19 protein-coding genes are annotated in these 19,023 nt (G+C 33.8%); 6 read left to right on the forward strand and 13 right to left on the reverse strand.

Annotated features, from left to right (window positions below):
* Positions 1 to 129 precede the first annotated feature (129 nt).
* A complete protein-coding gene (locus BFA01S_RS15505; protein WP_066232537.1) occupies positions 130 to 369 on the forward strand; it encodes a YhdB family protein in 240 nt (79 codons plus the stop codon).
* A 15-nt stretch (positions 370 to 384) separates the two neighbouring features.
* Here the strand turns inward: BFA01S_RS15505 and BFA01S_RS15510 are convergent, their stop codons facing one another.
* The 3 genes from BFA01S_RS15510 to BFA01S_RS15520 all read right to left on the reverse strand — a co-directional run bounded on the left by BFA01S_RS15510 (position 385) and on the right by BFA01S_RS15520 (position 4,377).
* Entirely contained in the window at positions 385 to 2,139 is a 1,755-nt protein-coding gene (locus BFA01S_RS15510) for a phospho-sugar mutase (RefSeq protein ID WP_066232540.1), read from the reverse strand.
* Positions 2,140 to 2,297: 158 nt separating this feature from the next.
* The gene (locus tag BFA01S_RS15515) at positions 2,298 to 3,839 is read right to left on the reverse strand and encodes a bifunctional GNAT family N-acetyltransferase/carbon-nitrogen hydrolase family protein (protein ID WP_066232543.1); all 1,542 of its coding nucleotides are present in this window, start codon (positions 3,837 to 3,839) and stop codon (positions 2,298 to 2,300) included.
* A 112-nt stretch (positions 3,840 to 3,951) separates the two neighbouring features.
* The gene (locus BFA01S_RS15520) at positions 3,952 to 4,377 is read right to left on the reverse strand and encodes a CBS domain-containing protein (RefSeq protein WP_066232546.1); all 426 of its coding nucleotides are present in this window, start codon (positions 4,375 to 4,377) and stop codon (positions 3,952 to 3,954) included.
* Positions 4,378 to 4,602: 225 nt separating this feature from the next.
* On the opposite strand from BFA01S_RS15520, the gene BFA01S_RS15525 reads away from it, so the two are divergent.
* Both BFA01S_RS15525 and BFA01S_RS15530 read left to right on the forward strand, forming a co-directional pair.
* Entirely contained in the window at positions 4,603 to 5,037 is a 435-nt protein-coding gene (locus tag BFA01S_RS15525) for a disulfide oxidoreductase (protein ID WP_066232548.1), read from the forward strand.
* Positions 5,038 to 5,041: 4 nt separating this feature from the next.
* Positions 5,042 to 5,512 carry a thioredoxin family protein gene (locus BFA01S_RS15530; protein ID WP_066232551.1) on the forward strand — a complete coding sequence of 157 codons (471 nt, stop codon included), beginning with the start codon at positions 5,042 to 5,044 and terminating at the stop codon, positions 5,510 to 5,512.
* 40 nt (positions 5,513 to 5,552) lie between these two features.
* Here the strand turns inward: BFA01S_RS15530 and BFA01S_RS15535 are convergent, their stop codons facing one another.
* The gene (locus tag BFA01S_RS15535) at positions 5,553 to 5,954 is read right to left on the reverse strand and encodes a DUF5365 family protein (RefSeq protein WP_066232553.1); all 402 of its coding nucleotides are present in this window, start codon (positions 5,952 to 5,954) and stop codon (positions 5,553 to 5,555) included.
* A 152-nt stretch (positions 5,955 to 6,106) separates the two neighbouring features.
* Between BFA01S_RS15535 and BFA01S_RS15540 the strand changes: the two genes are divergently transcribed.
* Entirely contained in the window at positions 6,107 to 7,003 is an 897-nt protein-coding gene (locus BFA01S_RS15540; RefSeq protein ID WP_066232556.1) for an RluA family pseudouridine synthase, read from the forward strand.
* A 42-nt stretch (positions 7,004 to 7,045) separates the two neighbouring features.
* Here the strand turns inward: BFA01S_RS15540 and BFA01S_RS15545 are convergent, their stop codons facing one another.
* The 9 genes from BFA01S_RS15545 to yhbH all read right to left on the reverse strand — a co-directional run bounded on the left by BFA01S_RS15545 (position 7,046) and on the right by yhbH (position 16,898).
* Positions 7,046 to 7,624 carry a class D sortase gene (locus BFA01S_RS15545; RefSeq protein WP_066232559.1) on the reverse strand — a complete coding sequence of 193 codons (579 nt, stop codon included), beginning with the start codon at positions 7,622 to 7,624 and terminating at the stop codon, positions 7,046 to 7,048.
* A 10-nt stretch (positions 7,625 to 7,634) separates the two neighbouring features.
* Positions 7,635 to 8,471 carry an aldo/keto reductase gene (locus tag BFA01S_RS15550; protein WP_066232563.1) on the reverse strand — a complete coding sequence of 279 codons (837 nt, stop codon included), beginning with the start codon at positions 8,469 to 8,471 and terminating at the stop codon, positions 7,635 to 7,637.
* Positions 8,472 to 8,520: 49 nt separating this feature from the next.
* Positions 8,521 to 9,552 carry a GTP 3',8-cyclase MoaA gene (gene moaA / locus BFA01S_RS15555; protein WP_066232564.1) on the reverse strand — a complete coding sequence of 344 codons (1,032 nt, stop codon included), beginning with the start codon at positions 9,550 to 9,552 and terminating at the stop codon, positions 8,521 to 8,523.
* Positions 9,553 to 9,664: 112 nt separating this feature from the next.
* On the reverse strand, positions 9,665 to 12,172 hold the full coding sequence (locus tag BFA01S_RS15560) for an EAL domain-containing protein (RefSeq protein ID WP_066232566.1): 2,508 nt from the start codon (positions 12,170 to 12,172) through the stop codon (positions 9,665 to 9,667).
* A 141-nt stretch (positions 12,173 to 12,313) separates the two neighbouring features.
* The gene (locus BFA01S_RS15565) at positions 12,314 to 12,946 is read right to left on the reverse strand and encodes a hypothetical protein (RefSeq protein ID WP_066232569.1); all 633 of its coding nucleotides are present in this window, start codon (positions 12,944 to 12,946) and stop codon (positions 12,314 to 12,316) included.
* A 171-nt stretch (positions 12,947 to 13,117) separates the two neighbouring features.
* On the reverse strand, positions 13,118 to 14,533 hold the full coding sequence (locus BFA01S_RS15570; protein ID WP_066232573.1) for a sensor histidine kinase: 1,416 nt from the start codon (positions 14,531 to 14,533) through the stop codon (positions 13,118 to 13,120).
* 44 nt (positions 14,534 to 14,577) lie between these two features.
* A complete protein-coding gene (locus BFA01S_RS15575) occupies positions 14,578 to 15,234 on the reverse strand; it encodes a response regulator (RefSeq protein WP_066232577.1) in 657 nt (218 codons plus the stop codon).
* 171 nt (positions 15,235 to 15,405) lie between these two features.
* Positions 15,406 to 15,579 (reverse strand): sporulation histidine kinase inhibitor Sda, encoded by a 174-nt coding sequence (gene sda, locus BFA01S_RS22030; protein ID WP_082800023.1) that lies wholly within the window; start codon positions 15,577 to 15,579, stop codon positions 15,406 to 15,408.
* A 143-nt stretch (positions 15,580 to 15,722) separates the two neighbouring features.
* On the reverse strand, positions 15,723 to 16,898 hold the full coding sequence (gene yhbH / locus BFA01S_RS15580) for a sporulation protein YhbH (protein WP_066232579.1): 1,176 nt from the start codon (positions 16,896 to 16,898) through the stop codon (positions 15,723 to 15,725).
* A gap of 260 nt (positions 16,899 to 17,158) precedes the next feature.
* Here yhbH and BFA01S_RS15585 point away from each other — a divergent pair, with 260 nt between their 5' ends.
* Complete coding sequence (locus tag BFA01S_RS15585) at positions 17,159 to 17,734, forward strand: TetR/AcrR family transcriptional regulator (RefSeq protein ID WP_066232582.1); 576 nt, start codon at positions 17,159 to 17,161, stop codon at positions 17,732 to 17,734.
* A 16-nt stretch (positions 17,735 to 17,750) separates the two neighbouring features.
* Positions 17,751 to 18,932, forward strand: coding sequence for an Acg family FMN-binding oxidoreductase (locus BFA01S_RS15590; RefSeq protein ID WP_066232586.1), 1,182 nt, complete (start codon positions 17,751 to 17,753; stop codon positions 18,930 to 18,932).
* Positions 18,933 to 19,023 lie beyond the last annotated feature (91 nt).

Raw genomic sequence — 19,023 nt, forward strand, 5'->3', positions numbered from 1 at the left:
ATGGAAGTTTCACTTTATAAGACAAAATGATTTCCAGCTTCAATTTACTGTATGCCCAAGTTTTACACAGAAAAAAAGTGCACAAATAGTGTACACTAAGCATATCTCCTTAAGAGGGAGGAATTTCTCATGAATTCAGTTGACTATGATAAAGCGTTGTATTATACACATCGCTCACAATGGGATAATTTATTAATCCTTATGGTTCGAACAAAAGATGACTTTCTTTCAAAGAAAATCGAACATTTCCTTCACGCTTATAATTTTGAACAAGATTATAGTGAAGTGGAGAGACAACTTTACTCACTGCTCAGATATATCGATCATGCAGTACATCCCGAAGAAGAAGAATATATTCAGTATATATAAAAAACTGGAAAAGCTTTATGCTTTTCCAGTCTCTAATGCTGCAATAATTTCATGTACTCTCTCCATTACTCCAGCTTCCAGCTTTCTTAAATTTTCTTCACTTTCAACAAGTGTAGTGCCTTTAACACCAAAATAGAATTTCACTTTTGGCTCTGTACCTGAAGGTCTTAAGCAGAACCATGAGCCGTCTTCAAGTATATATTTCAACACGTTTGAACTTGGAAGTGCTATTGCTTCAAAGTTTCCAGTCGTTAAATCTGTTTTTTGCTGCGTTTTATAATCTTCAAGAGAAATGATTTTTTTATCTGCCATTTCTTCTGGCGGATTTGTCCGGAAAGATTGTAATATTCTTCCGATTTGTTCGGCTCCCTCTTTCCCTTTCAATGTTAAAGATTGCAGGCCTTCTTTATAAAAACCATACTGTTCAAAAATTTCAAGCAGTCCCTCATATAATGTAAGGCCTTTTTGCTTATAATAAGCACATACTTCAACAGCTAATAATGCAGCTTGAACAGCATCTTTATCACGAGCAAAATCACCGATTAAATAACCGTAGCTTTCTTCATAGCCAAACTGGAATTCATATTGCCCAGTCGTTTCGTATTCTCTAATTTTTTCACCGATAAATTTAAATCCAGTTAATGTATCAATTGTTTCTAATCCAAATGACTCGGCAACAGCCCGTCCAATTTCAGACGTTACGATTGTTTTTAAAACGACACCATTCTCAGGTAAAACGCTTTTTGCTTTCTTCTCTGATAATAAATAATGAAGTAAAATAGCTCCAGTCTGATTACCTGTAAGAACAATATATTGACCTTCATTATTTTTCACAGCGATACCTAAACGATCAGCATCGGGATCTGTCGCGATTAGTAAATCTGCACCTGTTCTTTCACCGTCACGGATCGCAAGTGTAAATGCCTCATGCTCCTCCGGATTTGGTGATTTAACTGTAGAAAAATCCGGATCAGGAAGCTCCTGTTCTTTAACAACTGTAACGTTTTTATAACCTAAAGCTTCCAGTCCACGGCGAACAGGCTTATTTGCTGTGCCGTGAAGAGGCGTAAACACAATATTTACATCTACTTCATTTGAAAGGTTAGGATTAACAGAAATTGTTGTTAATTTTTCAGTATAAGCCTGATCAATTTCTTCACCAATTATTTTTATTAATCCTTTTGCTTTTAATGTATTCTCTTCACTTACTTGAATTTCAAGCTCATCTTCCACTTCATTTACATAAGCAATAACTTCATCTGCTGCAGCTGGAGGAAGCTGGCCGCCGTCTTCTCCATATACTTTATAACCATTATATTCAGGCGGATTATGGCTAGCTGTTACAACAATTCCTGAAAAAGCATTTAAATAGCGTACCGCAAATGATAGTTCAGGTGTTGGGCGAAGCTCATCAAAAACATACGTTTGAATTCCGTGTGTTGCTAACGTTTTTGCAGCTTCCATCGCAAATTCAGGTGATTTATGGCGTGAATCGTAAGCGATCGCTACGCCTCGTTTTTTTGCTTCTTCACCGAATGATTTTATGTATTTCGCTAAGCCTTCAGATGCTTTTCTTATCGTATAAATATTCATACGGTTTGTTCCTGGGCCTATTTCTCCCCTCATACCCCCAGTTCCAAACTCCAATTCCTTATAAAAGCAATCTTCTAAAGCTTTCTCATTTCCTTCAATTGCTGTTAGTAGGTCCGATAACTCTCGATCAAGATCTTGTTTAATTATCCATCTTTGATAGCTCTTTTCCCAGCCCATTTTTACCTCCTGCAATACGATATGATATGATCAATTAATAATAACATTTACAATTTTACCATAAAATCCAGACTTCCCACATAATTGAATTTCGTCATATTCTTACAAGAAAAGTGAAAATTCAATTAAATTTTATTAAAAATTACAAAGCTAGCTGCTCATTTATTTTTATAATGAATCGAGTATAAATCTTTACGCCGATCTTTTAACTGCCTTACAGTTCCAGATTGTCTTTGTCTTCTTAAAATTTCTAAATCAACATCACCAATGATAACCATCTCTATATTTGGATTACACTGGCCAACAATACCGTCTCTCGCAAACTCAAAATCAGATGGGGCAAAAATAGCTGACTGTCCGTATTGAACATCCATATTCTCCGTCTGTGGCAAATTCCCGACCGTTCCAGCTATAACTGTGTATATCTGATTCTCCACTGCACGAGCTTGCGCACAGTAACGGACTCTTAAATATCCTTGGCGGTCTTCTGTACAAAAAGGCGTAAAAATAATTTTCGCCCCAGCATCTGTCGCAATGCGGGCAAGTTCAGGAAATTCAATATCATAACAGATCTGAATCGCAATTTTGCCACAGTCTGTATCAAATACTTTTACAGTATCCCCAGCACTTACACCCCACCATTTTCTTTCATTCGGTGTAATATGAATTTTATACTGCTTTTCAATTGTTCCATCTCTTCTGAATAAATAGGCAATATTATAAATTCTACCTTCCTCGGCAACAACATGTGAGCCGCCGATAATATTAATATTGTATTTTACAGCAAGATCAGTAAAAAGCTCGATATAGTCTTCCGTATACTCCGTTAACTTTTGGATTGCTTGACTCGGTACTTTCTCCTCTAAAAAGGACATTAACTGTGTCGTAAAAATTTCAGGAAAAACCGCAAAGTCAGAGCCCGCATCTGAGGCAACATCTGTGTAATACTCACATTGCTTTGCAAATTCTTCAAATGAATTAATTTGTTTCATCATATATTGCACAACACAAATACGTACCGGGAAAGATGTTTTGAAATACATCTTCGTATTTGGCTGATAGTCAATATTATTCCATTCCATTAATGTGGCATATTTTTTTGATGCTTTGTCATCGGGTAAATAATCTGGATTTATTCTCATCAATGTAAAGCCATTTAAAAGCTGAAAAGAAAGCACAGGATCATAAATATTATGAAGCATCACTTCATTTACATAATCACGCGGCGACATTTCTTCTGAAAATTTATGATAATTCGGAATACGGCCTCCGATTATAATACTTTTTAAATTTAAACGTCTTGCTAAATCTTTTCTCGCTTCATACAATCTATGCCCAATTTTCATCCGTCTGAATTTAGGATGAACCATCACTTCAATACCATATAAATTATATCCTGCCGGATTATGATTCGTTATGTATCCATTATCAGTTATGTCATCCCAAGTGTGCCTATCATCATACTCATCAAAGTTAATAAGCAGACTTGAGCATGAACCAATAATTTCTCCTTCAAACTCAGCACAAAATTGTCCTTCCGAAAAATGATCTAAATGACTTTCTAATTGGCTTTTTTTCCAAGGTATCATATTAGGAAAACATTGTGCTTGAAGCTGAATAATATCATCTATATCTCTCTCTTCGATTTGACGAATAACCATTTTCTTCTCAAACTTTGATAAATCAAGCTTTTCTGACATATGGTACACCCCGTTTTCTAGTAAAGAATATAAGAATCTTTAACCAAATATAACATAAAAAATGTAAAAAAGAAGAATAAAAGGGCTGACAGAAGTCGCCCTTTTATGAAAATTAAATTGTGTTTGTCGGTTCAGAAATATTAGATAGCGCTTGTCCAGCAGCCTCGTCTGATAAATGATTCGTTGCAAGATCACCTAAAGCCACAATTCCAATCAATTCATTATTTTCTACAATAGGAAGACGTCTAATTTGATTTGCTGCCATAAGCTCACATGCTTCTTCCGTACTCATTAACGTATTTCCTGAAACGATGTTTGCAGACATTATTTGAGATACCGGTGTATCATTTGTATGGCCCTGTGCAGTTGAACGCGTTGTAATATCTCGATCAGTTATAATTCCTTTCAATTGTCCGTTATCGACAACCGGAATAGACCCCACATTATATTCATGCATTAACATAGCCGCTTCCTGAATCGTTTGGTTAGAAGAGACTGTCGCAATATTTGTTGACATATGCTCTTTAATTGAATTCAAACATATCCACTCCTTTCAGAAAATAATATGATCTAAAATGTGCAACAATATAATTAGAAACATTTTCTTACTTGGAAATGTGAATATTTCATGTCGTTCTTCACTTTAAATTTACATATAAACAGGCGAATTATATAATTTAAATGAAACTCCATCGTTAAAGTATTTACCCTTGTTTATTGCTAACTAAACAAAGAAATTTATAAGAAAATCGGATGTGAAAATATGCCAGATCACGCAAGGAAAAAGATAGAAAATTTACTTTTCATCGCTTGGACTGCTTCTTTTATCGCTACATTAGGCAGTTTATTTTTCTCAGAAATTTTAAAATACATACCATGTGAGCTATGCTGGTATCAAAGAATTTTTATGTATCCATTAGTCATCATATTAGGATTGGCTATTTTTAAAAAGGATTATAAAATTGCTTCCTACTCTTCTGTTTTATCAGCAGTCGGGGGACTTATCTCGCTTTATCATTACGGTATTCAAAAAATCCCGTTCCTTACTCAAAGCGCTATTTCATGCGGAGCTGTATCATGTACCGGCCAATATATAAACTGGCTTGGTTTTATTACAATTCCTTTTTTAGCACTCACTGCTTTTAGTATTATTTTCATTATCAGCTTCATTACTTTAAAACTCTTGAAAGAAGGTTAATCATTTGAAAAAAGTCATTATTTTCGGAGCTATCCTTATAGTTCTATTCGGTGCTTTGGCATTCGTAACTTTATATTCACAAAAACAGCAAACAGAAGGTAATCCTTATGGAAAAGATCAGCTGAACTCTTTAACTATTAAACAGCTTGATGATCCTAATTATCAAAACATTATTTTACCTGAAGAAGTAGAGAAAAAACTGGAAAACAAAGAAGACTTTATCGTCTATTTCTACAGCCCTGACTGCCCATATTGCATGGAAACTACACCGGTTCTTATGCCTGTTGCAAAAGAGGCGGGTGTTCATATCGATCAGTTTAATTTAATGGAGTTTACAGAAGGACGGACAGATTATAATATCACAAGCACACCGACACTTATTCATTTTAAAGACGGTGAAGAAGCGGAGCGCATCGTCGGTTACCAAGACGAAGGAACTTTTAAAAGCCTGCTTGTAAAATGGAAGAAAGAATAAAAAAACAAACGGTCTGATTATTACCTATCAGACCGTTTTTTTATATCATCCAATCATTTGTTGATTTAACATACTGACTAAGATAATGATCACATTTTTCAGCTTTTAAAAATTGTTCCAAAGAAAGGGGAAAAAAATAACCGTATTCATTTAAAGTTTTTGAACTTTTATTAAACATATCTTCATACTTTATTTCATTATGATTAGTAATATTTTTTAATACTGTGTTAAGTACTTGTAAACTTGAAATAATCTTAAAAGCATCTTTTAATGTTTCATTATATATTTGATCTTCAACATTCGGTTTTAAAATATTCATTTTCTTAAAATCAGCAATTTGATCATCTGAAAAGTAGATTGGAGAAATGGAGGTATAAAATTCATCAACTAGCTCTGTAATGTATTTTTCTTGTTCCTGTGTAGATGCAACAATAACTTTCAAAACAATCCCCCTCATCACGCTTCTCTTGTAAGAATACCATAGTCTATTTACACATTGGTACGGTAAGTGTTTCCGTTTCTACATTGTCCATCCATTTAACGTTCTGTATACTGGTTTATAATATTAATCTCATGTATAGGCAGGTTTTCAATATGAAAAAAATCGGTGAATGGCTGGAATTTATAATAAAGGAAGAATGGAAAGATCGAACCGTTTTTTCTATCCTCTCAGAAGAAATTGGTGCTTCAAAGGCACTTATTGGACAATGGAGAGAAACAAATAGTATTAAAAGAAATGATACTTTGGCTGATGTTAATCATAAAGTATGCAGTGGTGATCACTTATCACTCCATGTATTCAAAACAGAACCATTTAATGTTACTCCAACAGAACAAGACATAGCTGTTTTATATGAGGATGATCATCTCATTATTTTGAATAAACAGGCGAATATGAATACACATCCAAATGATCCTTCTGACAAGGACACATTGGCAAACGGACTAGCAAATTACTATAAGCAGCATGGGATACAAACAACAATTAATCATATCCACAGACTGGATTACGGAACGTCAGGGGCAATTATTTTTGCTAAGCATGCTTTAGCACAGGCAATTTTACATAAAGACCTTGAAAACCGTATTATTAAACGAACATACTTAGCTGCTGTACAAGGAAAAGTAAAACAAAAAATTGGAAAAATCGACTTAGCAATTGGACGTGACCGTCACCATCCAACAAGACGAAGAGTATCTCCAAAGGGTCAAAAAGCAATAACAAACTACAACGTTGATTATTACGATAACAAGAACAATATATCGGTTCTATCCCTTCATCTCGATACTGGAAGAACCCATCAAATTCGTGTCCATCTAAGTCATTTGGGACATCCAATTATCGGTGATGAATTATATGGAGGAAAAATAAATAAAATGAAACGCCAGGCACTTCACGCAAGAAAAATACGTTTAATTCATCCTTTAACAAAAGAAAAAATCGAGGTCATTGCACCGCTTCCTCCTGACATGAATTGGCTAAATATATAATTTAAAAATATAGACCTCAGAAACTTTAACAGTTCATGAGGTCTATAGTACTGACTTTTTTGCATATATAATATAACGTTCTGGTGCATTCCCGACATAAGTAAAGGGATAACATGTCGTTAAAATTAATTCTTCCTCATCATTTTGCAATGTAATAATACTCCTATCGTCCTTATCGACAATTTCAGTATCAATGATTTCATAGAAGAACTTACCGTATGGGAGCTGAAGAATTAGTTCATCCCCATTTTTTAGCTTTCCGGCACCCCTGAAAACAGTGTCTCTATGTCCTGATAGAACAATTTGGCCATTTTCTCCAGGATAATAGCTGCCTGTATAATGCCCAACACCTTTTTCAAGACTTTCATTATCTGTTCCTTCCACAATTGGAAGCTTAGCTTCAAGTCTCGGTATTTCTAAAATACCAACAGCTTCTCCTGCTGATAGCTCAAACTTCTGTACTTTCTCCATATGAATATTTGCGTTAGAAGATGTCTCAATCATTTCTTTTGCTTTCTCAAGAGATTCAGAAGTTTGCATTTGTGAATCAAAGATTTTAAAACAAGCGAATCCAACAATGAAAATTCCAGCCGCCATAAATACAATAGACAGACTTCTCATTTATCTGCTCCTAGAAATCAAAGTGAAAATTATCCGGGTCTGAACCAACTCTTTCATTCTGATTTAATGAATCAATTTTTGCTATATCTTCATTTGATAGTTCGAAATCAAAGATATTTGCATTTTCAATAATTCGATGCTCATGAACAGATTTAGGGATCGTTACTACTCCTGTTTGTAAATCCCAACGCAAAATAATTTGAGCAGCTGTTTTCTCATATTTTTGAGACAACTCTATGAGAATCGGATCATCGAAAAATCTGCCGCGTGCCAGCGGTGACCATGCTTCAAGCTGAATGTTATTATTTTGACAAAATGAGAGTAATTCTTTTTGAGTCAATCTTGGATGGTATTCAACTTGGTTTACCATCGGGATAATTTCTGCTTCTTCCATTAAATCTTCTAAATGATGTATATGGAAATTACTTACCCCGATCGCTTTCACTTTTCCTTCTTTATATAAAGTCTCCATCGCTTTCCAAGTTTCTTTATATGTCTCTTTCACAGGCCAGTGAATAAGATATAAATCTAAATAATCTAAATCAAGTTTTTTTAAGCTTTCATGAAAAGCTGCAATCGTTGACTCATATCCTTGGTCAGAGTTCCATACTTTCGATGTAATAAATAATTGTTCACGAGGAATCCCCGCCTCTTTTACCGCTTGTCCAACACCTTCTTCATTTTTATAAATAGCAGCTGTATCAATGCTGCGATATCCTGCTTTAATCGCTGATTTTATAGAGTTAATCACTTCTTGACCATCTTCCACTTTATAAACACCAAGGCCGAACCATGGCATCTTTACACCATTATGTAAAGTTGTGGTATCATGCAAACTTTTAATCATGTAACCCAGCTCCTTTAAAATATATATTTTTGGGATGTACCAGCAAAAATCATCCACCGATATGAGACATTTCAATTTTTCTTACTTGAGAGTGGCTTTGGAGCTTAGATACTCGTTCCTCTGAATAGCGGTCATCCCGCTTTCCCCAAATATTTCGCAATAATTTTTTGATCTCTTCATCCGTCTTTCCATCTCGAAGCGTTTTTTTTATATCATGGCCATCTGAGGAAAAAAGACATGTATATAACTTTCCCTCTGCTGACAGGCGGGCACGATTACATGTTGAACAAAACGCATCTGTAATCGAAGAGATAACACCTATTTCACTATTTGTGCCTATATAGCGGAACCTTGTTGCAACTTCACCTCTATAGTTTGATGCAATTTCCTCTAAAGGCATCACATTATGAATATCTTCAATAATTTGTTTTTTCGTATAAACATCTGTAATCTTCCAATTATTCGAATTACCGACATCCATATATTCAATAAAACGGACGATTATACCTCTTTCGCGAAAATATTTTGCGATTGAAACAATCTCTGATTCATTAACACCCTTTTTAATGACAGTATTAATTTTAACTGTTAAACCAGCTTTTAATGCTGCGTCTACACCGTCTAATACCGCCTTAACTTTTATTCCTCTGCCATTCATCTTACCAAAAGTATCATCATTTAATGAATCAAGGCTAATTGTTACCCTCTTTAACCCTGCTTCTTTTAAATCATTTGCATACTTTGGTAAAAGAATTCCATTTGTCGTCATCGCAATATCCTCTACATCCTTTAGACTAGACAGCTTTTCTACTAGATGGTGAAGATTTTTTCTCATCAACGGCTCGCCACCGGTTAAACGAATTTTTTTCACACCTAAATGAGAAATAAATATTTTTACAATCTGTTCAATTTCTTCATAACTTAATAAATTATTCCTTTTTAAAAACGGGTAATCAGGTCCAAAAATTTCTGCCGGCATACAATATGTACAACGAAAATTACATTTATCCGTAACAGATATTCTTAAATCCCGAAGAGGTCGTTCTAATTTATCTAATACAGTCTTCTTCATAGTTATCAAACTACACCCCCTTATTCCCGAACTATTCCTTATCATTATAAACAACATGTCTTCGCATAGTACAGGAAGGAGGTTATTTTGGCTTTATAATAAAAAATGGGAGCTAAATCATTTATACAATATTTAATGCGTTTATAATATGTGAACTATCCTTCAAAAAGGCTTCAAAATCTTCATTTTTCATTGGCTTACTAATTAAGTAACCTTGAATCGTATCACATTTCTTATCTCTTAGAAAATGAACTTGTTCTTTCGTTTCTACTCCCTCTGCAATTAGTTCCAGATTTAAGTGCTTAGCCATAGAAATAATTGTTCCTAATATAACTTCATCATTTTTATCAATATTAATATTCCGAATAAATGACTGATCTATTTTTAATAAATCAATCGGGTATTTATATAAATAGCTTAATGAGCTGTATCCCGTTCCGAAATCATCCACAGCAATTGTAACCCCGAGCTCCTTTAGCTGCTTTAATATTTTAATTGCACGATCAACATTAATCGTCATGCTCTCTGTAATTTCAAGCTCCAAATATTTTGCATCAAGCCCGGAGGCCTTTAATGCATTGGCAACTGTTTCAATTAAATCTTTTTGAAAAAACTGTCTTAAGGAAAGATTAACAGAAACTTTAAAAGGCGGATAACCTGTTTGCTGCCATTTCTTCATTTGATTACAAGCTTCTTCAATTACCCATTTACCAATCTGAACGATTAATCCTGTTTCCTCCGCTAAAGGAATAAATTTACCTGGTGAAATAACTCCTTTTTCAGGATGAATCCATCTTAAAAGTGCTTCTACTCCAATTATTTCCCCGGTTAATATGTTAACTTGCGGCTGATAGTGCAATAATAGTTCATTTTTATCAATTGCTTCTCTTAATTCATTTTCGAGCACAATTTTCTCATATAAGAGGCTGCTCATTCTTGGTTCATATACTGCAACCTGATGCTCTAATTTTTTGGCTTCCGTCAGTGCAACATGTGCTTGCTGGAAAAATTCTCCTTCACTTATCTCTTTGTCCATCGTTGATATTCCGATTGCTGCAGAAATATGAAAGTTAAGCTGTTCTCCTTTAACTGGTTCTTCCAATGTTATTAATAACTCTCTGCCATATTCAACAATATCCACTTTTCTATTTATCATATGTACAAACTCATCTGGTCCAATTTTCGCAATAAACCCCAAGTGCTCATAATTTTCTTTAAGACGATTGGCCACTGATAATAAAATGAAATCTCCTATCTCGGTTCCTAAAGTATCATTTATATTTTTAAAACGATTCAGATTAATAAGGAAAAGAGAGGCATGATTTCCCCTCATCATTTCTTTCATTTTTTCCCAGAATGCATTTCGATTTGGAAGTCCTGTTAAACTATCTGCATATGCGAGATAATTAATTTTCTTTTGCGCATTAATATTTTCCGTAATATCAGTCAAGGTATTAACAATATAGTCTATATTTTCACCTTCCCTAAATACAGGTGCAGAATTGACTGATAAATTCGTATCCTTCTCTCCTTCTCTTTTTAATGTACAAGGAACATCATAAACGGGCTGCTTTAATTCTTTCACCTGATTAAATGTCTGCTGCTCTTCAGGGAAATCCTCCCCTTCTATTGTCTTTAAATTCCATTTGGAGTCAGTAATATTACGAGAAAGGATTTCTTCGTTAGAAACTTTCAATATTTTCTCAGCTGCTTTATTTGCATATGTAATGGAACCATATAGATCAGAGATCGTAATACCGACTGGAATCATAGTTAAAATCGTATTAAGTTTTTTTTCATTTTCCTCTAATATCTTTTTTGTTTCTTTAAGCCGAGCAAACGGTTCTTCAATATTCGCTATGTATAAACCTTTCATAAAAAAGTAATAACTTAGCAGTTTGAAAATATGTCCAAGGAAATTATCAAGATCGTATACATTTTTATATAAAGTAAAAATAAGTTCAGCAAATAAAGAGAAACATAAGGCTAAAATTAACGGAATAAGTAATACATTTTTTGATTTTAAATAATTTCTTGTAACAAGATAAATTCCAGCTAAGAATATGAAAGAAATAATATACTCTAATCTTATTTTTAATAAAGTAGGACCGTTTTCCAAGTGAATAAGCAACGGTAATTCATCGTACCCAGTAAAAAGAATAAAAGTAATTAAAATCGTACATAGAGAAAAGATAAAGAATAGTTTATTTCTTAATGTTTTTGTCAGCTCATCATCTTTTTGAAGGAAAATAATCACAAGACTAAACGATAGAATAAGCCTCGAAATAATCCACAGCCATGTCGCTTTTTGAGTAGAGCTCTCTCCAAAAAAATAAGGCATTCCTTTATAAGTTAATAAATGCAATATGTCCAAAACTCCTACAATTAAAAATAGCAGTGCTAATGCTACACGGTGTTTTGATAAAGTGTGATTAAAAAACATCCATCCTTGCAAAAAAATAGAAAAAGCAATTGAAATACAGAGGAGTTCAATTAATGTATGAAATGATAAAAAATTATTTTCATTATAAAATAAATGAAAGGTTTCATTAAAAAATCTCGTACTAATAAAGAAAATGAAACCTGCCGCTAATATAATAATTGAACGAGTTTTCATTCGCCTTTCCATCACAGTCACACTCCTTAAAATTACATTTTATTCATTCTGATCCTTGCAATCTAAAAAGGTTCAGAAAAGAAATGTTCCACCTCTTCCCTGAACCTTTATGGAATTTCTATTTTTTCCTTATACATTTATATTCTTAGTATTCTAAATTTCTATTATCACTTCTAAACTTTCAGAAGAAAGCAAATGAACTAAAAATTTCCCATTTGCCATTTCGGTTCTCTTCTGAGGAATAAAGAGCCAATTCTTGATTTCCTCTTCTCTAATTCTCCGATAAAACACTAATTGTACAACCATTCTTCCCCCATAATTAGCATAGGAAATTTTTAAATCATCCTTTTCAGTAAGAGGCTCAATTATTTCTAAACAGTCTCTTACAATTCTAAAGAGCTGAAGCTTTTTATCTATTACATTACTTAATGCTCCTTCTTCATTCTCTCTCCCTTTCATCTCATAATCATTTAATTTCCAAGGAGAATAATTTTGTACGTATGTTTGAATTGCGGCTATCAATCCTAGATCATCTATTACTTTAGGATATAAATGAAAGGACAAATCTAAAACTTGTTTGATTGTCTCTGAGGTCACATCTTCCAGACTTTCCAGATAATTATTTAAATTATCCTTCTCCGTGTTTCTTTTAACCATTTTAAGTCCTAAAGAAATACTGTATAAGTTTTGTGAAATAACTTCATATAAGAGCTCTCCAATATTTCTATTATCCTCTTCAAAATTTTTTATTAATTTATTAGCCAAATATTGATTTTCATCTAACATGTAAGCCACCCCTTCAACATATCATCATTTACAATTATTAATTTAAGTATGTCATGAGGATATTTAAAAAGAATATTAGGGAATTCCCTAACTATTATTGCTTTTCTCCCTAAACACAATTGTTAACGCTTACATTCATTGAGAAGAAAGAAAGCATATTAAATTCATCATTCAAATAGGAATTCTCACTGAAATAGCTGTCCCTTCTCCTGGCTTTGACCTGACTCTGAAAATCCCATTAAATAATTTTGTTCTTTCTTTCATTCCATATAAACCTAATCCGTTATTTTCTCCGCTTGCCGCTTCAATTGTATTAAACCCTTTTCCTCTATCGGCAATTTCTAATTGAATTTCATCTTTTGCAAGCTCAATAGTAATAAACGCTTTATTCGTTTCTGCATATTTTGCAATATTTGTTAATCCTTCTTGGCATATTCTATAAAGTGTTGTTTCTAATTCAGGTTCTAATCTTCTTGAAAAGTTTACAATTTTAAAATCTACTTTTATTTGAAATGTATTTTCATAACGCTCAACTAATGAACGAATAGATGAAATTAATCCTAAGTCATCGAGAGAGCTTGGCCTTAAATGTAAAGCAATTCTTTTGATTTCCTCTATGGAACTATTCGTTAAACCCTCAATCACATTGATTTGTTCCTCTATTCTACATTCTTTCTTTGCATTTTCTACAAGCTTCAATGTAACGAGAATACTATAAAGCAATTGACCAACCCCATCGTGAAGTTCCCTTGATAATCTCTTCCTCTCTTGTTCCTGTGCACGAAGAATCTTCTCTGTTATATCACGCTGATATTTACGTTCATTATCAACAACCATTTCCTTTGCTTTCACTACTTCATTATAAACGGCCATTAATTCAGGAGAAAATACTCTCTTTTCTTCTTCGGAAATATCAAGCTTATGTACACGATTACGAAAAATACTCAATCCTTTTTCGTACTGCCTTGTAATGTAAATTGTACCGAAATAGGCGATTAAAAGAATGAAAATAACTAATATAAGTCTCTTTTTCACTTGAACCCAAAAAAGTTCAAATACATCTGTTAATGCTATGTTTGCCCAAGTAACCCCAATTACTTCTCCATGCCGGATAACTGGATGATAAATTCCAACAACTTGTGAATTTCTTGTCTGTGAATATGCTTTAAATTGGTAGCTCTTTTTCGTTTTATATACTATCCTTGCGGGTGAATTTGCTTGAATATCGAGGAGTTCCCCAGCTTCAAAGTTAGGCCCAAAAGCGACAATAGACTGGAGTTTTTTTGAATAATAACCACTTCCATACTCCGGAAATGACTTTGTAACATTATTTATAACCGGTTGAAGCTTTTTATTTAATAATCTTACTTTCTCCCTCTTATTCAGCGTACTTGTGTCCGCCAGTAAATCTTCATACGTTCCCTCAAGCTGTGTATCCAGTAAAATTGCGATTGACTTTGTTTTCTTATATTCATTTTCAACAATGACATTCCAATAATCAAAGAAATGAAATGAAAACATTCCAATAATAGTAAAAGAAATAATAATAATGACTAATAAATGAATCCTTCTCTTAATAGATAACATAAACTACCTTCTCTTTAGCTAAATCTACACTTCATTTCCTTTCATCAAACAAAATCAAGCAATCCATTTTTAAAAGCATATTTTACGAGTTCCGGCCTAGTTTGCAGTTTTAATTTTTGCATAATATTAGCTTTATGGGCTTCAACCGTTTTAACAGATACATACAATAATTCACTAATTTCTTTATTTGAATAACCTTTCGCCAGATAAGAAAGCACTTCTTGTTCTCTTGCAGATAGTAGGCACATATCATTTTCTTCATCTTTTGCGGCACGATTCATATAGTCTTCAATTAAAAAAGTTGTCGCTTTCGGATACAAATATGCTTCACCGCGACTAACTGTCTGAATTGCATTGATTAAGTCATTCACTTCAGCACTTTTTAATAAATATCCCGATGCTCCTGAATGTAAAACCCGGAAAATATATTCCCTTTCATCATGCATCGTAAGTATTAATACTTTCATATTAGGAAATGATTCTTTAATTCTCTTCGTTGCAATTAGTCCATTATCCCCTGGAGGCATATTTAAGTCCATTAGTACAATATCTGGATTGAGTTCAGCACATTTATTATATGCCTCCATCCCATCCGAAGCAGTACCAATAACATTTATTTTTGGATGTTCGCTAATTAACATAGATAAACCTGAACGAACTATTTTATGATCATCTGCAATTAAGACATTAATTATAGACATTTCTCCCCCTCACATTTAGGTCTTTTTATCCAATAATGAGTATATTTCCAATTTTATATGTAATATCTGAAAATTACAATATTTAGTTTTATTAATTATTATTTATTCAAATTAAAAAGACCGTTCGCAGGAGATTAACCTTTGAAACAGTCTTAATATTAATTTAGTAATTTAGTTTTTAGTGATTTCATCATCTGCCTCCACTAAGTCATCTGTCAAATGAACTCCTCTTTTTCTTAATTCAGATAACACGAGATAAATGAATGTTTCATCAACATTTGTTTCTTTTGCTTTTCTGTAAATATTGATTAATTCTTCATCATTCACTTTTTCCTCCCATGTCATATGAATCCCCACCTTCCATTTTTATTAAACTAAGTTTATAGATGACCTCCTTCATTTTCTATAGGGACTTCCCCTATTAACCCGTGCCTAACTCCCTAATTCTGAAAAATTCACAAGAAAAAACACCTTGCTCCAGGTGTTTTTCATACATATAATTTATTTTCCTCATCTTTTCGAAAGAAGCTTTTCATTGCTTGGAAAACATCTGATTTTTGTTTAAGAATATAATGCCGGAATTTTATATCATCAATGTTTTTATAGGCTGACATAAGAGTAGAATGTCTGTTATACTGATTTACTTCTCCATAGCCGAACATATTTGACACTTTCATTAATTCACTGACAAGTTTCACACAACGGGCATTATCAGATGTTAAATTATCTCCATCTGAAAAATGAAATGGATAAATATTATACCTTGACGGATTATATTTACTTTCAATGATTTCAAGTGCTTTACGGTAAACAGATGAACATATAGTCCCTCCGCTTTCTCCTTTAGAGAAGAAATCTTCTTCTGATACGACTTTTGCTTCTGTATGATGGGCGATAAATTCAATTTCTACCGTCTCATATTTCGTTCTTAGGAATCTCGTCATCCAGAAGAAAAAGCTACGTGACATATATTTTTCCCAAATTCCCATACTTCCGCTTGTATCCATCATCGCAAGTACAACAGCCTTTGATTCTGGTTTTACAACTTCATTCCATGTTTTAAACTTTAAATCTTCTGGATAAATCGGATGGAATTTAGCTTCACCTTTCATTGCATTACGTTTGTAAGCAGATAGCATCGTCCGCTTTTTATCGATATTTCCCATTAAACCAACTCTGCGAATATCATTAAATTCAATGTGTTCAACGATATTTTCATCCCGTTCTTTTTGCTGTAAATTAGGCAACTCAAGCTCACGGAATAATGCTTCTTCAAGCTCCATCATTGAAACTTCTGCTTCATAGTAATCTTCTCCTGCTTTGTCCCCTGCACCTTGTCCTTTACCAGCTCCTTGGTCTCCTGATGACCCGCCATCTCTTGCGACAACATCTCCTACTTTACTTTCACCGTCTCCTTGACCGACATGCTTATTTTTATCATAGTTATAACGAATCTTATACTCATCTAGTGATCTAATCGGTATTTTCACTACATCTTTTCCGTTTGACATAATAATGCTTTCTTCCGTAATCAGGTCTGGAAGATTATTTTTAATTGCTTCTTGAACCTTTTCTTGATGGCGTTTTTGATCATCATAACCTTTTCGATGGAGGGACCAATCTTCATTTGATATGGCAAAGTTACGCGAATTTCCTTTTGACATATGAACTCCCCCTCTCCGATATTTTTTTAATCACTGAAAACATCCCGATTGCATACATTAACGTGGATGAATAGATTGCCTCACCTGTCTCTTTTATTTCTGCCGATTACTCTATCTTATGCAAGCCAAGCAAATAATTGACAAGGAATTTAGAAAAATAGGATTCTATTAATTTCATATAATAATATTGACTTTTTAGAGTAAATACTCTAATTTTATAATTAGATCATTTACTCTATTTATAAGGATTGTTACATTTCATGAAAACAAAAGATAAAATTATAAATACCTCCATCCAGCTATTTAATCAATTTGGGACAAGCTCTATTTCCACTAATCATATTGCTAAAAGTACCGGCATAAGCCCTGGAAATCTTTATTACTATTTCGAAAATAAAGAAGAGATTATTCGCGCTATTTTTGAGAAAATGATTTGTGATTGGGATAAACTGTGGCTGCCTCCAGCTGATTGGAAGCCGGGTTTAATTGATTTTAAAAATATTATTAAACAAAGTCTCCATTTAGAATGGGAATATCGTTTTTTTCAACGTGAGTTAATTACACTTATTAAATTAGACGAGGAGCTCAAAAACAGGCATCAGCAAATTCAGCTGGAGCGAATGAATGAGCAGAAGAAACTATTCCAGCTGTTTATTAACGAAAAGATCATTAAACAGCCGGAGGATATTGATTCCTTGCTAACAACATGCTGGATCATCAGCAATTATTGGATTTCCTTTCTTGAATCTAGAGGGGAAGTTATTAATGAAAAGAAAATGGAACACGGTATTGAGCTTATTATGGTAGTAATAAAACCTTATATTATTAATAATTAAAGGGAGAGAGCTTATTATGCAAGTTTCCGAGAAAATTTCAAGAAGAAGTTTTATAAAAAGAACAAGTGCAGCCATTTTTGTCCTAGCAGCGGGAGGAACTATGTGGCGTGCATTTGATCAAGGCGTCTTTAGTACCGGAAAAGGAGAGGCTTATGAACCTTGGTCCACAGAAGCTGCAAGTGAAGCAGCTGGACCTCTTTTACTCGTTCACTATGCTATTTTAGCCTCTAATCCTCATAATACTCAGCCATGGTTATTTAAGATAACAGATTCTTATATTGATCTATTTGCAGATGAAGAACGTAATCTTGGGACAATTGATCCGCTAAGAAGAGAAATGTTCATTGGAATCGGCTGTGCTCTTGAAAATCTTACCCTTGCAGCACAAGCAAATGGTTATATCCCTCGCATTGACTATTTCCCTAGTAATCAGGACAATACTTATGTTGCCAGGTTTCATCTTGACCGAGGAGAAAAGAAAATCTCCTCACTCTTTGAAATAATAAAAAAGAGACATACACACCGTGGAGCATATGATACAGCTAAAGTCATCTCCCCTAATCTTTTAACAGAACTTCAAAAACTGTCGCTAGATGAAAAGAATGTAAATATTAAATGGTTTACTTCCAATTCTGAGAAACAGGCAGTCGGAGAAGCTATACTTTCAGCTACTAAAGCAATTACTGAAGATGAAGAAATGAGTACAGACAGCCATAAATGGTTTCGCAATAGCTGGGATGAAATACAGGAGAAAAAAGACGGTCTTACACTAGATGCTCAAGGTGCGTCTTCATGGATAAGAGCAATGGGGAAAATACTTCCTACATTATCCCGTAAACAAAGCGATAATTTCTGGTTAAAATCAACGAAAGAAATATACATAAAAACAGCGGCAGCATATGGTCTGTTATCCGTTCAAAATGCAGAAGACAGGCAGCAGCGTGTAAGGCTCGGACGCGTTTGGCAAAGACTTCACCTGCACGGGACATCAAAGGGGCTCGCTATGCATCCATTAAATCAAATAAATGAAATGGCAGACAGGGAAACCCAGCTTAACAGTAAGCGCCACTTTCGTAATAAGCTAAAGGAATTAGTCGGTCATTCAGACTGGAATGGATTATTTATTTTCCGCCTTGGCTATCCTCTCGAAGAAGTGCATATTAGTCCGCGCCGTGAAATTAAGAATATTTTAATATGAAGGAAGCAATAAAAAAGTTGTTTTTTACTCTTTTTTTCGTTATAGGAATTACTGTATTCATCTTATTTATCCCAGCCTTAACGGGCAGTAA

It is taken from the genome of Metabacillus fastidiosus NBRC 101226, assembly GCF_001591625.1.
Lineage (GTDB): Bacteria > Bacillota > Bacilli > Bacillales > Bacillaceae > Metabacillus > Metabacillus fastidiosus.